Below are 15,211 nucleotides of genomic sequence, written 5' to 3' on the forward strand. Positions count from 1 at the left end.
CAACGTCCTGCGGCTTGACCGTAGGACCCATGCTAGGAGCCTCAAAACCACAGAATACTGCATATGAAGTACCGTGCGACCGTATTAAGAGGAATTTGTACTCACTCATGATCTTGCCCTGGCACTTCAGTGATTTTTCGTATGAATGTTATACTTAACGATAAGCTTCACAAATATTTATTTTCAAGGATAATAACTCAGAACGTTTTCAGGCCTAAACACCTTCAACTTGGAGAGGATATGCTTACCACATTGTTTTTTCTTATCTGTGTGATCGCAGCTTATTGCATTGGCTCGGTTTGTTCTGCTGTCATCGTAGCACAGGTATTCAGTTTACCTGATCCAAGAATCAATGGTTCTGAAAATCCAGGTGCAACGAATGTGCTTCGACTCGCTGGTAAAAAATACGCAGCCATTGTTTTACTTGCTGATTTACTGAAGGGGTTTATTCCAGTTATGTTGTGTATTGCACTAGGGGGTGGAGCAATAACCGCAAGTTTTACTGCTCTTGCTGCCGTGTTAGGTCATATTTACCCGGTATTTTTTAAATTTAAAGGCGGCAAAGGTGTTGCCACGGCTTTAGGAGCACTTTTAGCACTCAATCTAATTCTTGGAACTATGGTTGCAGCAACTTGGCTTCTTGTTGCTAATTTTACTCGTTATTCTTCCCTTGCCTCGATCATTTCAATGTCTCTGGCTCCTTTTTTCTCCATTTTTGCTTTACAAAGCGTTGAAGCGTTTATTCCCTTAATTGTGATTACCTTTATTATTCTTTATAAACACCGAAAAAATATAAACCGTTTAATGGATGGTACAGAGCCTAGAATTGTATTAAGACGGCGTATCGTGACGGCTAATAACGAAGACATTGATCTGGTAGATCCCGAGCCCGTTGAAACAATAGCCGATATAGCAACCGAAGATACTTCCTCAGCAGAAGAAAAGCCTTAAAAAGCGCTCGCTAAAGGCCAGCGTGCTTTAACTTGAATTTCTTGAGTTGAATCACGCTGGCCTTCCAGTAAATGCAAACAGCCTGCATAAGCCACCATCGCTCCATTATCAGTGCAATATTGAATGGAGGGATAATACACTACCCCGTTGAGCTCCATCATTAACGTTTCTAATGATGCGCGAAGTTTACGATTGGCCCCAACCCCCCCTGCAACCACCAGTCGCTTACATTGCGTGTGTAAGACTGCTCGTTTGCATTTAATCAGTAAGGTATCCACCACCGCTTCTTGAAACGCCGCCGCAATTTCGATACGCGCTGCATCATCTTGTTGACTGTTATTCCAAGCGGTAAGTGCATGCGTTTTCAATCCGCTAAAGCTAAAATCTAACCCTGGTCTATCGGTCATAGGTCTTGGAAAACGCTCGAGATTCGATTCATGGGTGCATTGATCCGCTAAAGCGGCCAATTTCGCACCACCCGGGTAAGGAATACCCATGAGTTTTGCTGTTTTATCAAATGCCTCGCCAACGGCATCATCTAAGGTATCACCTAGAAGCTGATACTTACCCAATTCGTTTGCTAAAATCAGCTGCGTATGCCCCCCAGAGACCAGGAGTACTAAAAAGGGAAACTCAATCGCTTCGTTTTCCATCTTAGCCGCCAATAGATGCGCTTCAAGATGGTGAACGGCTAAAGCAGGAATGTGTAACCCATAAGCCAAACTTTTGGCAAAACAAGCTCCCGTTAATAAGGCGCCAATTAACCCTGGGCCTGCTGTATAGGCAATTGCATCGAGCTCAGAACGTTCAATACCTGCTTCCTGTAAGGCTTGCTCAACTAGGGGAATCAAATGTTTCACATGATCTCTAGATGCCAATTCAGGAACAACGCCGCCAAATTGCTTATGAAGCGCAATTTGTGAATAAAGCGCATTCGCTATTAAACCACGTTGCGCATCATAAATAGCCACCCCAGTTTCATCACAAGACGTTTCAATACCTAATACACGCATGGAACTACACAACCATTTAAAATTTATATTATACTTATTTAAGGGTACATTAGACAGGACAATCCGGTCAAAAGGCAACGTTTCATGCTTAGCAGGTATTGTCATCTGCTAGCAGGAGTGGTCCAAGTTAGGTTTAGACCTAGTCTATACTCAGTATGGATCTCCTGCACAAAGATGACATCATTCATCCTATCGATAAGAACGCTTCCTCGCTCTTTTCATATTTTCAGCTTCCTCACCGTATAGCGCTTTGAGACATGACTATTTTCTTCTGCGCTTCTTTAAATAAACTTGACGACAGAGCCCAGTGCGACTAAAATTGCCAACCTGATTTGTAATCAATTAAATGAGGAATATTGAATGCCTACCGTTCGCGTAAAAGAAGGCGAAAACCCTGAATACGCTTTACGTCGTTTTAAGCGTGCTTGTGAAAAAGCTGGAATATTAACTGAATTACGTCGTCGTGAATTCTACGAAAAGCCAACTGCTGAGCGTAAGCGTAAACAAGCTGCTGCTGTTAAGCGTCACCTTAAAAAAATATCTCGCGAAGTTTCCACGAATCCTGCTGGCAAACGTAAACGTAAAAAATAATGAGTATAAAAGATCAAATCACAAGCGATCTTAAAGACGCAATGCGTGCTAAGGATAAGCCAACGCTTGATGCGTTGCGCCTAGTCACTGCGGCCATTAAACAGGTTGAAGTGGATGAGCGAATTGAAGTCGATGATGAAAGAATGCTGGTTATTTTAGATAAATTAGCCAAGCAACGTAAAGAATCCATCAGTCAATTTGAAGCAGCCGGACGTGAAGACCTAGTTAAAACAGAGCAGTATGAGCTGGACATTATCTCCCGATACTTGCCCGAACCTCTTTCTGACGAAGCCATCAGTCAACTCATTGAGGAAGCAATTAAAGAAACGAATGCTGAAAAAATGAGCGATATGGGGAAAGTCATGGCTCGACTTAAACCAAAGCTTCAAGGTCGAGCCGATATGAGCCAAGTTAGTGGCATCATAAAAGCCCGATTAAGCGCTGCTTAAGCTGATTTTTGCCATCAAAACCAGGTAGGGCTTACTTAACTAAGCCCTTTTGCTTTGTCTTAACGGAGAAGGTAAACCATGACCGGCCTGATCCCCCGCCCTTTCATCGATGATTTACTGACTCGCACAGATCTTGTTGAATTCATTGACAGCTACGTCTCCTTGAAAAAAAGAGGCCAAAGTTATCTGGCCTGTTGTCCATTTCATAACGAAAAAACCCCTTCGTTCAACGTTGTCCCTAAAAAACAGTTTTACCATTGCTTTGGTTGCGGTGCGAGTGGCAATGCCATTAGCTTTGCCATGAATTATTTAAACTTAGAGTTTGTAGACGCGGTTGAAACGTTAGCAACCCGACTCGGACTTGAAGTGCCTCGAGAAAAAGGAGCTAGCGATGCTCCTAAAGCATCCAGTAACCTGTATGAATTGCTCAAGCAAGTATCCAGCTTCTATCAGCAATCATTGAAACACTCCGGCCAAGAAGCCGTTGACTATTTAAAACATCGCGGATTAAGTGGCCACATTGCTCGTGAATATCAATTAGGCTATGCCCCTTCAGGATGGCACACACTTGAAACCATATTCAAACAAAACCGCAAGGAATTGATTGCTACAGGCATGTTGATCCAAAAAGAGGATGGCAACACCTATGACCGTTATCGTCATCGTATTATGTTCCCCATTCATGACCGTCATGGAAAGATGATTGGTTTTGGGGGAAGAGCCATTGATAAAGACCAAAAGCCAAAGTATTTAAATTCCCCTGAAACCATTTTGTTTCAGAAAAATCGTGAACTTTATGGGTTGCACCAAGCATTACAACACCATACTACTTTACCTTTTATCATTGTCGTTGAAGGGTATATTGATGTGATTGCCTTGGCGCAATATGGCATTCATCAAGTGGTGGCCACATTAGGCACTGCAACCAGTTCTTATCACATTCAGTTATTGAGTAAACACACGAAAAAGATTATTTTTTGTTTCGATGGCGATAAAGCCGGGCGCCAAGCTGCATGGCGAGCGTTAGAAAGCGCCTTGCCCCACCTAAATGCAGGACTTGAGGCCCATTTTAGCTTTTTACCTGAAGGCCAAGATCCAGACAGTTTAATCCGAGCCGAGGGACAAGAGGGATTTCTTAATCATCTTAAGAATGCAACGCCATTAAATCAGTTTTTCTTTGCTAGCTTAATGAAAGAAATCGATAGCACTACATTAGCTGGGAAAAGCCAGCTCGTAAATGCTGCTAAACCTTATTTACAAAAAATGAATGAAGGCCCATATCGTCAATTAATCATTGATGAGCTCGCACAGTTAACTCGAATTGATGCCCATCGAATCCATCAATTGGTAGCTGAGAATATAGAAGAAAAAATACCAGAAACTGTGGTCAATATTACACGCTCCCCTTTACGCATCGCCATTGCGTTATTGGTGCAAAATCCCGAGTTATATAATCTTTGTAAGGATAAATTAAATGGGATTGTGCTCGATGATCCAAAGCAGGCAATCTTAGTCCGTTTATTGCAATTTATTGCTCAAAACCCTCATGTTCAAACTGCCTCATTAATCGAACATTGGCGTGGGACCCCTCTTTTTGAGCCTTTAAACAAACTAGCCGCATGGGAGCATCAAGTATCAGAACAAGCATTAGAAAAGGAGTTGGTTGACAACATGATGTTTCTTGCGAAACAATCACGTGAAAAAAAAATTGCTATTTTACTTGAAAAATCTCGAAATGGTGGCTTAACTGATAGAGATCGTCTAGAGCTTCAGGACTTATTAAAACAAAAGCACCAGAACACTCACGACGAAAATGCGAATTTGGAATAGCTGGTATGTTAAGGCAAGCCGGTTTATAATTACACTAATCAATTTTTAAGTTTTTAGAATGTCCATAAACATGAATGATCAAGAACAGCAACGCTCGCAAATTACAAAAGTAATCAGCCTCGGGAAAGAACAAAACTACCTGACTTACTCTCAGATTAATGACCTGTTACCCAATATAGTGGATACAGAGCATTTTGATGTCATTATTAGCATGCTCGAAGGCATGAACATCAAAGTCTTTGAACAACCTCCCAGCGAAGACGAGCTTGCCTTACTCGGTAATACCGAAGAAGCGCCGGAAGATGTGGAAGAAGCTGCTGCGGTTTTAGCATCTGTTGATAAAGAAACAGGGCGTACTACCGACCCGGTTCGCATGTATATGCGCGAAATGGGTACCGTAGAGCTTTTGACTCGTGAAGGTGAAATTCGCATCGCCAAACGTATTGAAGAAGGCATTTATCAAGTCTTAAAATCGCTTGCCCATTATCCTGAAACGGTTGAATTGGTGCTTGAAGATTATAAGCGAGTCCTTGCTGAAGAAATGCGCTTAAGTGAAATCATCAGTGGATTTTCGGATTCCGAAGAGATAGCACCACCTTCTAATATCGGCTCCATGCTTGATGAAACCGAGCAATCAGAGGAAAGCTCTGCTGCTAGTGATCTTGACGATGAGAGCGACGATGATGATGGTGATGGCAGCATCAGCGACGATGATGATGGCCCAAGCCTTGAAATTGCCCAAGGGTATTTTGACGAATTAGAAACAAACTTCAAAGCAGCGATGGGCGCTTTAAAAGAGCATGGTCGAACCTCTAAGAAAACGATCGAGCTTCTTGAAGTGATGTCAGATTCCTTTTTGAAATTGAAATTGACTTCACGTCAGGTTGACAAGTTAACCCGACATTTCCGTAATCTTCGGAATCACATTCGTGAGTTTGAGCGCTCTATTATGAAGCTATGTATTGAGCGTGCAAGAATACCTCGTAAGCTCTTTATCGATACCTTTCCAGGGCAAGAAACCGATCTTACCTGGGTTGAAACCTTAGTGAGCAAACACAGTAAAAAACTTGATCTGGATAAAATTGCTAGCCATACAGATGAGATTAAACAAATTCAATCTAAATTGGCTGATTTTGAAAAAGAATACGGTTTAACCATCAGCGAGATTAAAGACATTAACCGTAAAATGTCGATTGGTGAAGCCAAAGCACGCCGTGCTAAAAAAGAAATGGTTGAAGCAAATCTTCGTTTGGTGATTTCTATTGCTAAAAAATACACCAACCGAGGCTTGCAATTCCTGGACTTAATTCAAGAAGGCAACATTGGTCTTATGAAGGCTGTTGATAAATTTGAATATCGCCGCGGTTATAAGTTTTCAACTTACGCCACTTGGTGGATTCGACAAGCCATTACACGCTCTATTGCCGACCAAGCCCGAACCATTCGTATTCCTGTGCATATGATTGAGACCATTAATAAATTAAATCGTATCTCAAGACAAATTTTACAGGAAACCGGTCGTGAAGCTACGCCTGAAGAATTAGCAGAAAAAATGGATTTAAGCGAAGACAAAATTCGCAAAGTCCTAAAAATTGCCAAAGAGCCCATTTCAATGGAAACCCCAGTGGGAGACGATGAAGACTCTCACCTTGGTGATTTCATTGAAGACAGCAACATGGATTCACCTATTGATTCAGCAGAGTCAGAAGGCTTACGCGAAGCCACGCTTGAAATTCTCGAAACATTAACACCAAGAGAAGCCAAAGTGCTGCGCATGCGTTTCGGAATCGAAATGAACACGGACCACACGTTAGAGGAAGTAGGCAAGCAATTTGACGTCACCCGTGAGCGAATTCGACAAATTGAAGCCAAAGCCCTAAGAAAACTTCGACACCCCTCACGCTCAGAAAAGCTACGAAGCTTCTTAGAGGGTGACGAATCATAAATAAATATTTCCTCTTTCTCCTGTGGGGAAAGAGGAATACCCTAATAAATAACCATTTACCAAGAAAATTTATATAAAAATTCTGGCCATATCCACCAGATCAGATTAAAATATCCTCCTCCGGGCCCATAGCTCAGTTGGTTAGAGCAGCGGACTCATAATCCGTTGGTCCTAGGTTCAAGTCCTAGTGGGCCCACCAATAAAATCAAGAAGTTACGAGTATTTCGAAAAAATCAAAGACCTCTGAGGGGCACTGATGGGGCACTCAGTAATAACAAACAGCAATAAATGGGTACTTCACCCACCCATAAAACACTCTTAATCTATAATTTCAAAATTTCCTTTTCAAAATTAATTTTCGATAAATAAGCACAAGTTAATGAAGAATGAAATGGTAGTCTAGAATTAATATAAAGATGTTTGTTCACAAACATCAATAAAAAATATGGGAGAAATACCGTGAAGAAAAAAGAGTGCTCTAAAATTGGCATGTGTCTATGGACTCTGCGCTTTGAAATATTAGGCGTACTTTTATTAGTTGTTGGAACATGCTTAACTATCTCTACAAGCAATGGACTAGGAATAATTGCTTTATTTACAGCAGGCGTTATTTTATGCTTGTTTAACAAATTGCTCTGCTATATTTTCTCATCAAAACAACCATCCTGTCCTATTTGTAATGCACATCATTCTTATCACTCCGAAAACTCCTCCTCAATACAAGCAAAAGAAGATCGTGAGGCAAAAGAAGCCATGGATAATGAAGGGGGCAATCAAACTAATATTAATTAAAGGGAAAGTTAAGTGCCATTAAATCCACAATTGCCTAAAGAACTTATACATTGGATCTCTAAACCATTAGATCGATTTATTCGTATTGAGACAAGTACTGCGATTTTACTACTATTGTCTACTTTTGTCGCTCTAATTATGGCAAATTCTCCATGGTCAAAATCTTTTTTATCCATTTGGGATATCACCCTAGGCATTCATTTGGGAAGTTTTGAATTTTCTCGCTCAATCCATGGCTGGATAAACGATGGATTAATGACATTGTTTTTCTTTTTTGTCTCTTTAGAACTAAAGAGAGAATTCATTTTTGGTGAGTTACGAAAGCCCAAAATGGCTGCCCTCCCTATTATTGCAGCCATTGGTGGAATGCTTGTACCTGCCTTATTTTATCTCTTGCTCCAATATAATGAAGCCGGACAGAATGGGTGGGGTACTGTTATGGCGACAGATACCGCCTTTGTAATTGGATGCTTGGCCTTATTTGGTAAACTTATTCCTCAAAGTCTTCGTATATTCATGTTGTCCCTGGCTATTATAGATGACATTGGAGCAATATTGGTGGTAGCTATTGGTTATAGTGATGGGATTTCTTGGACAGCTCTTATTATCTCAGCAATAGGTCTTATTCTCGTGTACTTAATGAGAAAATCAGGGATTCGTAGTATCACTATATTTTTCTTTATTGGATCCCTCATATGGGTTTCTGTAGATGCATCAGGTATTCATCCCACCATTACTGGCGTTATTCTTGGATTAATGACCCCTACGGGAGCTTGGGTAAATGACAAGCGATTGAATGAAATATTACATCATATCGTTTCATTTGATCCAGGAGAGCATTGGAGTGGTGATAAAGAGGATCGCAAGGCACTACAAATAGCTGAAGTGGCAGTTCGCGAAACCATTTCCCCAGTTGAACGACTGGAATTTCTCTTGCACCCATGGATTGGCTATCTGATTATGCCACTATTTGCGCTAGCGAATGCGGGAGTGCCAATAAATTTCTCAGATTTTACTAATGAAGTTACCATAGCAGTAATTTTAGGTTTTATTCTAGGAAAACCTATAGGGGTTTTTATTTTTAGTTTTATCGCTGATTTTCTTGGGCTAGCGAAAAGACCAAGTGATCTTAACTGGATATTATTAGCATGTGGCAGTATATTGACTGGTATCGGATTTACAATGGCTATTTTTATAGCTAATTTAGCATTCAATGAAAACCTTATTAATTCCGCAAGATTGGGAATAATGTTAGCAAGTATATTTTGTGCCTTAACAGGTATTTTTATGCTTTTAATATACAAGTTTTTTTCAAAGAATAGAGACTCTAGTATGCCAGAGTCATTTTCTCAGACAGATAGATAAATCATACCCGATCTTTAGAGGACAAATCCCTCAACTGTGTTATGTCATTATTTGCAATTGCTTCTTTTATCTGTGTGACTCACAGAGATCCTTTCAATAGCATTTGATATTGTATAGAAACATTCCTTTTTCATACTCCTTATACTGTAGCAACCAGCTTGGACGTAATTCTGATAGAATGTAACACTTGCTAAAGACAATTGCACCACATTCCATCTAAAAATGCATTTTTCTGCCAATTTTTTATTTTAGTGCCCCTAAAATGCCCCATATTCCTAAAGTTAAATTATTATATCTATATATTTCAATTGGTTGATATATATTTTCAACGGATTATATATCCGATGCTGTCATTTATTACTTATGAATAATGTAAATTTATTTAATATTTTTAAGCTGGATATTGATAAAAACTTTTGAAAAAATTTTACCTATGCAGCCCTAGAAGCGACTGAGTTTCCTTGCCCTACCTTGAGTCCAAATATTCCATAAAAATACACAATTAGATGACAACAAACCCATATTGATCTTGTCTTGAACTTAAGCTATGGTGTGTTGGTATTAATTTGTAGGTATGAATTATGGCTAATATAGAACAAAGAATTACCAAGGAAGGCAAATACACGTATAGAGTCAAAGTTAGACTTAAAGGCTTTCCCACCCAACAAGCGACCTTTGATAGAAAAACTGATGCACGACGATGGGCTCAACAAACCGAATCAGCTATCCGTGAGGGCCGGCATTTCAAAACGACTGAAGCAAAGCGCAGAACTCTTGGTGAAGTGATAGAACGGTATATTAAAGATGTTATTCCACTTAAACCGAAAAATAGCAAAAATACAGTCCTCCATCTTAGATGGTGGCAAGAAGAATTAGGAGCATATAGTTTGGCGGACATTTCTCCTGCACTCATTGCTGAGAAAAGAGACAAACTATCATCCGGAATAACTTCACGTAATAAATTACGATCGCCTTCTACCGTAGTTCGTTACATGGCTGCACTATCTCATGCATTTACCATGGCGGTGAAAGAATGGGGATGGGTTGATGACTCCCCTATGCGCAGGGTTACAAAGCCCAAAGAACCTCGGGGCCGAGTTCGTTTTCTATCTGATGATGAACGCAATCGTTTATTAGATGAATGTAAAAAAAGTGAAAGCCAATATCTTTATATTGCTGTCGTTCTTGCCCTTTCAACTGGTGCTAGAAAAATGGAGCTTATGGGATTGCGTTGGACGAATATTGATTTTAACCGACAAGCTATCACCTTACACGAAACTAAAAATGGGGAAAGACGTTTACTACCACTAAGAAGACACGCTTTAGAATTGATGACCGAGCTAGCTAAGGTCAGACATCTAAATTGTGATTTTGTATTCCCTAATCATCAATTCACCAAGCCAATTGACCTCCGTACCCCTTTTGAAAATGCAGTAAAACGAGCTGGCATCACAGATTTCCGTTGGCACGACCTACGCCATAGCTGTGCTTCTTATCTTGCAATGAACAATGCAAGTTTAGCTGAAATTGCTGAGATTCTAGGACATAAAACCCTTCAAATGGTCAAACGATATGCACATTTATCAGATGCTCATACCAGTAAAGTAGTGGACAGGATGAATGAGAAAATTTTTAATTAACAAATCAAGGACAGACAATGAAAGATCAACACCTATTTAATTCTTATAAAAGAGTGCTAGAATTAAAAAATTCAGTGCATAAAAATTATATATCTATTAGCCAATTTGTTGAATCACACAAAAAAATACGAAAATTTGTTTTAAATTCAAATTTAATTCCATCCATTGGTGATCATATTGATGACACGCCAGAACCTAAAAAAGGACAGCAAGAATTGAGGACTGAAATTATTGAAGGAGCATTCCAAAAAATTACAGACATCGCTAGAAAACAAGGAATCATAATCCATCGAGATAGAATGCCAGGAACAAAATCTGAGTTCATAGACCTCATGGTTACTATAGAACCACGGATTCTCTATATAGCAAAATCCACTACAAATGATTATTTTAAAAGGATGAAAATTAAATTTAAACCAGGCGTCAAATCTGGGTATTGCACTGTTATGAGAAACTTAAAAGTCATAGTGAATTAAGTTAAATTAGGGTATTTACCCTAATTTACTTCCATGAAATTTCAATAAAATATTTCGTTTTTTACCCCAATTACTCCAATTTTTTACAATCAATAAATAGAGTCTAATCATACTGATCCCTAGCAATAAAGATCCCTTGCAGTAAAAAACTCAAATAACGAAAAAATAGGAGGAAGTATGAAAATAGAAAATGATATCAATGTGAACCATAATCGTTACATTCCTGTCACGCACTGGAATGATTACCATATTTGGCCCCCCAAAGGAGGTATCAGATATCTCATTTTCAATAAAAACAAAAATGGCTTTCATAAAGTTGTAAAGAAAGTCGGTAAACGTGTCCTTATTGACGAAGCTGCTTTTTTTGAATGGGTGGCTAATCAAGGAAAAGGGGCATAAATATGAAACAAAAGAACCGCCTAGCAAAGCTAGGCAATTCAAAAAATTCGCGACCCTATAATAATTCACATCAATCACAACGTAAAAGAATTTTGGAGCATTTCGAAAAATGTCCAAAATTATCCACCTTACAAGCTCGTAATGAGTATGACGTTCTTCACCCCGGTGGTCGGAACATAGAACTACGAAAAAAGGGATGTGACATTCAAACCCATTGGATATATGAGCCTAATTCTAATGGCATCAACCACCGCATAGGTTTACATGTTTATAAAGGAAAAAATGGAGGTAACTATGTGTGATAATTCAGCAAAGAAATTAACCATAATAACTGAATTGTTTTCATCGATTATAGGTGCTTTAGAAGCTATTAATTTAACAAATCCTGCTACTTTTAATGAATTCAATTTATCAAGTGCCTTAGGTAAAAATTGCTTAAATGGCTGCTCGAAAAAACTTTATGAATTAGAAAAATTAATTTTTGAGGGAGAGTAAAATGCCTCGAAACCGCATGATAAAAAGTGAATATTGGACTAGCGAGCAGGTTTTATCCTGCTCAATACATGCACGACTACTTTTCATTGGCCTATGGAATTTTTCTGATGACAATGGCGTACATCAAGCTTCATATTTAAGACTTAAAGCTGAAGTGTTTCCTGCAGATAATTTTACAATAGAAGAAATTAAGCAATGGATAGGTGAACTGATATACAATGGTCTACTACGTGAATATATTGTACAAGAAAAATCATATTGGATTGTTACAGGTTGGAAAGAGCATCAAAAAATTGACAAACCTACTAACCGCCACCCCCTGCCACTTTCTCAACTTATAACGGTTACTAATGATTTTAATCGACTACCTTTAGAAGATAACTCGACGAATAATAGACGAGGAATCGACTACCAATACCCGAGTAGTAGCGACGAAAGAAAAAGAAAGAGAAAAGAAAATAAAGAAAACAAATATATGTGAAGTTGAAACTTCACCTGTTGCTACTTCTGAAAAAAATACCGCCAACATCACAAAAGAAATCTTCCAATATTGGCAAGAAAAAATGAAACACCCTCGAGCAAAACTAGATAAGAAACGGCAAAATATAATCAAGCAGGCTTTGAACCTAGGCTATAGTACAAATGAGCTTAAACAAGCAATAGACGGCTGTGCCAATACGCCCTACAACATGGGTATAAATAACAACAATCAAATATTTGATGAAATTAGCTTAATATTACGTGACTCAGCCCACATTGAACGATTTATAAATAACTCTCGCATCAAAAATGGCATTAATAATAACAGGGTTAGTAATGACTTTATGGCAGGGGTAATTTAATCATGATGGCGAAAGAAGTTTCTCGACTCCTATCACAACGTACCGAGGATATTGCTCGATATCTATTACCCAATGGTAAAAGAATAGGTAATGAATGGCGCGCTGGCAACATCAGTGGTGAAGCAGGACAATCTCTTGGCGTACATCTTACAGGTGAAAAATCAGGCATATGGTGTGATTTTGCTAATGGTGATGGTGGAGACTTACTGGATCTATGGGTTAAAACACAAAATTTAACGCTGTCTAAAGCGATTAAAGATGCTATCCATTATTTAGGTATATCAATACCTCATTTTCAAGCTTACAAGCCTCCTATCTTTGCCAAACCAAAACAAATTAATATCTCATCACTGCAAAACTCATCACCAGTGATGCGTTATTTAACTGGTGAAAGAAGATTGAGTGTTGAAACGATTAGAGCCTATAAAATTAGTGAAAAAGGACAACAAATTATTTTTCCGTATTGGCGTAATGAAGAGCTTATTTTCCTAAAATACCTAAGCATTGTACGAGTTGATGACAAAAAGAAAATAACTGTTGAACCAAACTGTGAGCCTTGTTTATTTGGGTGGCATCTGGTTCCACCTAATGCCCGATCTATCACCTTATGTGAAGGCGAAATAGACGCAATGTCTCTCTATCAATACGGCTTTCCAGCCATGTCTGTACCATTTGGTGGAGGGGGAGGAAATAAACAAAAATGGCTAGAATATGAATTTGAACGATTAGCTATATTTGATGAAATATACCTGTGTTTAGACAATGATACAGAAGGTCAAATAGCCTCATATGATTTGATTGAACGATTAGGAAGGCACCGATGCCGTATAGTTAACCTGCCCTACAAAGATGCTAATGAATGCTTAAAGGCTAATGTTTCAAAGGGGATTATAGATCAATGTTTCAAGGCTTCATGTTCCCTAGATCCTGAGGAATTAAAATCAGCTTCTCAATTCAGTGACCATGTCATTGAGGAATTTTATCCTCCTATGGGTAAGCATCTTGGTTATTATGCCCCTTGGGAGAAAACCCAAGGGAAGATCATTTTCCGTCCTGCTGAACTTTCATTATGGACAGGGATTAATGGGCATGGAAAAAGCCAATTTATTGGACAAGTTCTTCTTCACTCAATGCTACAGGGTGCTCGTGTTTGTATTGCTAGCCTTGAACTAAGTCCTAAACGCCTATTAATGCGACTAACAAGGCAAGCTGGAGCGCTCAAAGAGCCATCTGTTGAATATATTCGAGCAATCCATAAATGGTATGAGGATAAGCTTTGGTTATTCGATCTTGTAGGTACTGCAAAATCCAAAAGATTGCTGGACGTTTTTCTTTACGCCCGTCAGCGCTATGGGGTTGATATATTTGTTATTGATTCATTTATGAAGCTTGATATTGCTGAAGATGATTTCAAAGCACAGAAGGCTTTTATGGAGCAATTATGCGACTTTAAAAATCAGCACAATTGCCATATTCATCTTATTGCGCACCCCCGTAAAGGTGCAGATGAATCACAGCCCCCCGGAAAACTTGATAATAAGGGGACTGGAGCTATAAGTGATTTAGCAGATAATTGCTTTACCGTATGGCGTAATAAACTCAAAGAGCAACTTAAGAATATTCAAAATAGCGGCAAAGTACTAACGGAAAAAGAATTAAAAGTTTTAGAGACCTCTGATTGCCTATGGTGTTGTGATAAACAACGCAATGGAGAATGGGAGGGTGGTTTTTCCTTTTGGTTTCATAATCATTCTTTACAATTTCTCTGTAGGCCAGAGAAAAAACCTTTTCGTTTTGTTGAATATTCCAAAATAGTATAAATTTCGGTTAAGTTTTTAAATTTTTGGTCGATAAAGTAATCGATAAACTAAAATAAGACTAATGGACTGTCATATGAGATAACTTATGGAATTCTTAGTTGGTATATTGATATGTTATGTTATCTATATTGTGTATAAAAAACACATTTCCACAGATAAAAAAACATATTCACAAGAGAATTTAACGGAATTTCAATTCGAAATAATACAAACTCGTCCGTCAGGAAAACCAGCTAAGTGGTATGGTTTTAAAGAAGATATAACTGTTAACAACATAACCATCAAAGATGGTCTAATTTATGTTGGAGAGGTGCTTCTCGATTTAGATGAGTACGATAATGATGCCTGCCTGATAAATCCGAAACTGGGCATTTTGCCTGCAAAATCCTGGGAGCATGGAGAATTATTAGGGTATTGGCCGCGTTATTCTCGAATACCAGAACAGTGCCGGGGCGCATATCTTAACTGGCTTACCACAAATCGTTCAGAACCAGAGGCCAATATAGGGTGTCAATCATCACCCTAATGGAGCCACCGATCATCGCTTAATGGAGCCAGTATAAACCACCCCAAATACACGTAAATTAAGGTATCATAAAACGG

General features: G+C 38.9%; 17 protein-coding genes and 1 tRNA gene. 17 read left to right on the top strand and 1 reads right to left on the bottom strand.

What is annotated here, in order from left to right:
* The first annotated feature begins 240 nt into the window (after positions 1 to 240).
* Positions 241 to 951 carry a glycerol-3-phosphate 1-O-acyltransferase PlsY gene (gene plsY / locus E1O41_RS08060; RefSeq protein ID WP_131776802.1) on the top strand — a complete coding sequence of 237 codons (711 nt, stop codon included), beginning with the start codon at positions 241 to 243 and terminating at the stop codon, positions 949 to 951.
* Here plsY and tsaD read toward each other — a convergent pair.
* Positions 948 to 1,964 carry a tRNA (adenosine(37)-N6)-threonylcarbamoyltransferase complex transferase subunit TsaD gene (gene tsaD, locus E1O41_RS08065; protein ID WP_131776803.1) on the bottom strand — a complete coding sequence of 339 codons (1,017 nt, stop codon included), beginning with the start codon at positions 1,962 to 1,964 and terminating at the stop codon, positions 948 to 950. The genes plsY and tsaD overlap by 4 nt on opposite strands.
* Before the next feature lie 360 nt (positions 1,965 to 2,324).
* On the opposite strand from tsaD, the gene rpsU reads away from it, so the two are divergent.
* The 16 genes from rpsU (at position 2,325) to E1O41_RS08145 (ending at position 15,134) form a co-directional block, all read left to right on the top strand.
* Positions 2,325 to 2,555, top strand: coding sequence for a 30S ribosomal protein S21 (gene rpsU / locus E1O41_RS08070; protein ID WP_131776804.1), 231 nt, complete (start codon positions 2,325 to 2,327; stop codon positions 2,553 to 2,555).
* Entirely contained in the window at positions 2,555 to 3,004 is a 450-nt protein-coding gene (locus E1O41_RS08075; RefSeq protein ID WP_131776805.1) for a GatB/YqeY domain-containing protein, read from the top strand. Before rpsU ends, E1O41_RS08075 begins: the two co-directional genes overlap by 1 nt.
* Positions 3,005 to 3,082: 78 nt before the next feature.
* Positions 3,083 to 4,834 carry a DNA primase gene (gene dnaG / locus E1O41_RS08080; protein ID WP_131776806.1) on the top strand — a complete coding sequence of 584 codons (1,752 nt, stop codon included), beginning with the start codon at positions 3,083 to 3,085 and terminating at the stop codon, positions 4,832 to 4,834.
* Between the two features lie 64 nt (positions 4,835 to 4,898).
* A complete protein-coding gene (rpoD, locus tag E1O41_RS08085; protein WP_165481150.1) occupies positions 4,899 to 6,779 on the top strand; it encodes an RNA polymerase sigma factor RpoD in 1,881 nt (626 codons plus the stop codon).
* A 122-nt stretch (positions 6,780 to 6,901) separates the two neighbouring features.
* Positions 6,902 to 6,978 (top strand) — tRNA-Ile (locus E1O41_RS08090).
* A gap of 260 nt (positions 6,979 to 7,238) precedes the next feature.
* Positions 7,239 to 7,571 carry a hypothetical protein gene (locus tag E1O41_RS08095; RefSeq protein WP_131776808.1) on the top strand — a complete coding sequence of 111 codons (333 nt, stop codon included), beginning with the start codon at positions 7,239 to 7,241 and terminating at the stop codon, positions 7,569 to 7,571.
* A gap of 12 nt (positions 7,572 to 7,583) precedes the next feature.
* The gene (gene nhaA / locus E1O41_RS08100; protein WP_131776809.1) at positions 7,584 to 8,936 is read left to right on the top strand and encodes a Na+/H+ antiporter NhaA; all 1,353 of its coding nucleotides are present in this window, start codon (positions 7,584 to 7,586) and stop codon (positions 8,934 to 8,936) included.
* 581 nt (positions 8,937 to 9,517) lie between these two features.
* Positions 9,518 to 10,576: a tyrosine-type recombinase/integrase gene (locus E1O41_RS08105; protein WP_131776810.1), complete on the top strand. Its 1,059-nt coding sequence runs from the start codon at positions 9,518 to 9,520 to the stop codon at positions 10,574 to 10,576.
* Between the two features lie 17 nt (positions 10,577 to 10,593).
* Positions 10,594 to 11,052, top strand: coding sequence for a hypothetical protein (locus tag E1O41_RS08110; protein ID WP_131776811.1), 459 nt, complete (start codon positions 10,594 to 10,596; stop codon positions 11,050 to 11,052).
* A gap of 177 nt (positions 11,053 to 11,229) precedes the next feature.
* Positions 11,230 to 11,451, top strand: coding sequence for a hypothetical protein (locus E1O41_RS08115; RefSeq protein ID WP_131776812.1), 222 nt, complete (start codon positions 11,230 to 11,232; stop codon positions 11,449 to 11,451).
* Between the two features lie 2 nt (positions 11,452 to 11,453).
* Positions 11,454 to 11,753, top strand: coding sequence for a helix-turn-helix domain-containing protein (locus E1O41_RS08120; protein WP_131776813.1), 300 nt, complete (start codon positions 11,454 to 11,456; stop codon positions 11,751 to 11,753).
* Positions 11,746 to 11,946 carry a hypothetical protein gene (locus E1O41_RS08125; protein WP_131776814.1) on the top strand — a complete coding sequence of 67 codons (201 nt, stop codon included), beginning with the start codon at positions 11,746 to 11,748 and terminating at the stop codon, positions 11,944 to 11,946. Before E1O41_RS08120 ends, E1O41_RS08125 begins: the two co-directional genes overlap by 8 nt.
* Position 11,947: 1 nt before the next feature.
* Complete coding sequence (locus E1O41_RS08130) at positions 11,948 to 12,427, top strand: hypothetical protein (protein ID WP_131776815.1); 480 nt, start codon at positions 11,948 to 11,950, stop codon at positions 12,425 to 12,427.
* A gap of 82 nt (positions 12,428 to 12,509) precedes the next feature.
* Complete coding sequence (locus E1O41_RS08135; RefSeq protein ID WP_131776816.1) at positions 12,510 to 12,788, top strand: hypothetical protein; 279 nt, start codon at positions 12,510 to 12,512, stop codon at positions 12,786 to 12,788.
* A gap of 2 nt (positions 12,789 to 12,790) precedes the next feature.
* On the top strand, positions 12,791 to 14,608 hold the full coding sequence (locus E1O41_RS08140) for a toprim domain-containing protein (protein ID WP_229669350.1): 1,818 nt from the start codon (positions 12,791 to 12,793) through the stop codon (positions 14,606 to 14,608).
* A gap of 85 nt (positions 14,609 to 14,693) precedes the next feature.
* Positions 14,694 to 15,134: a TerB N-terminal domain-containing protein gene (locus E1O41_RS08145; RefSeq protein WP_131776818.1), complete on the top strand. Its 441-nt coding sequence runs from the start codon at positions 14,694 to 14,696 to the stop codon at positions 15,132 to 15,134.
* Positions 15,135 to 15,211: the final 77 nt, after the last annotated feature.

Origin of the sequence: Legionella impletisoli, assembly GCF_900639875.1 — a bacterium.
Taxonomy (GTDB): domain Bacteria; phylum Pseudomonadota; class Gammaproteobacteria; order Legionellales; family Legionellaceae; genus Legionella_A; species Legionella_A impletisoli.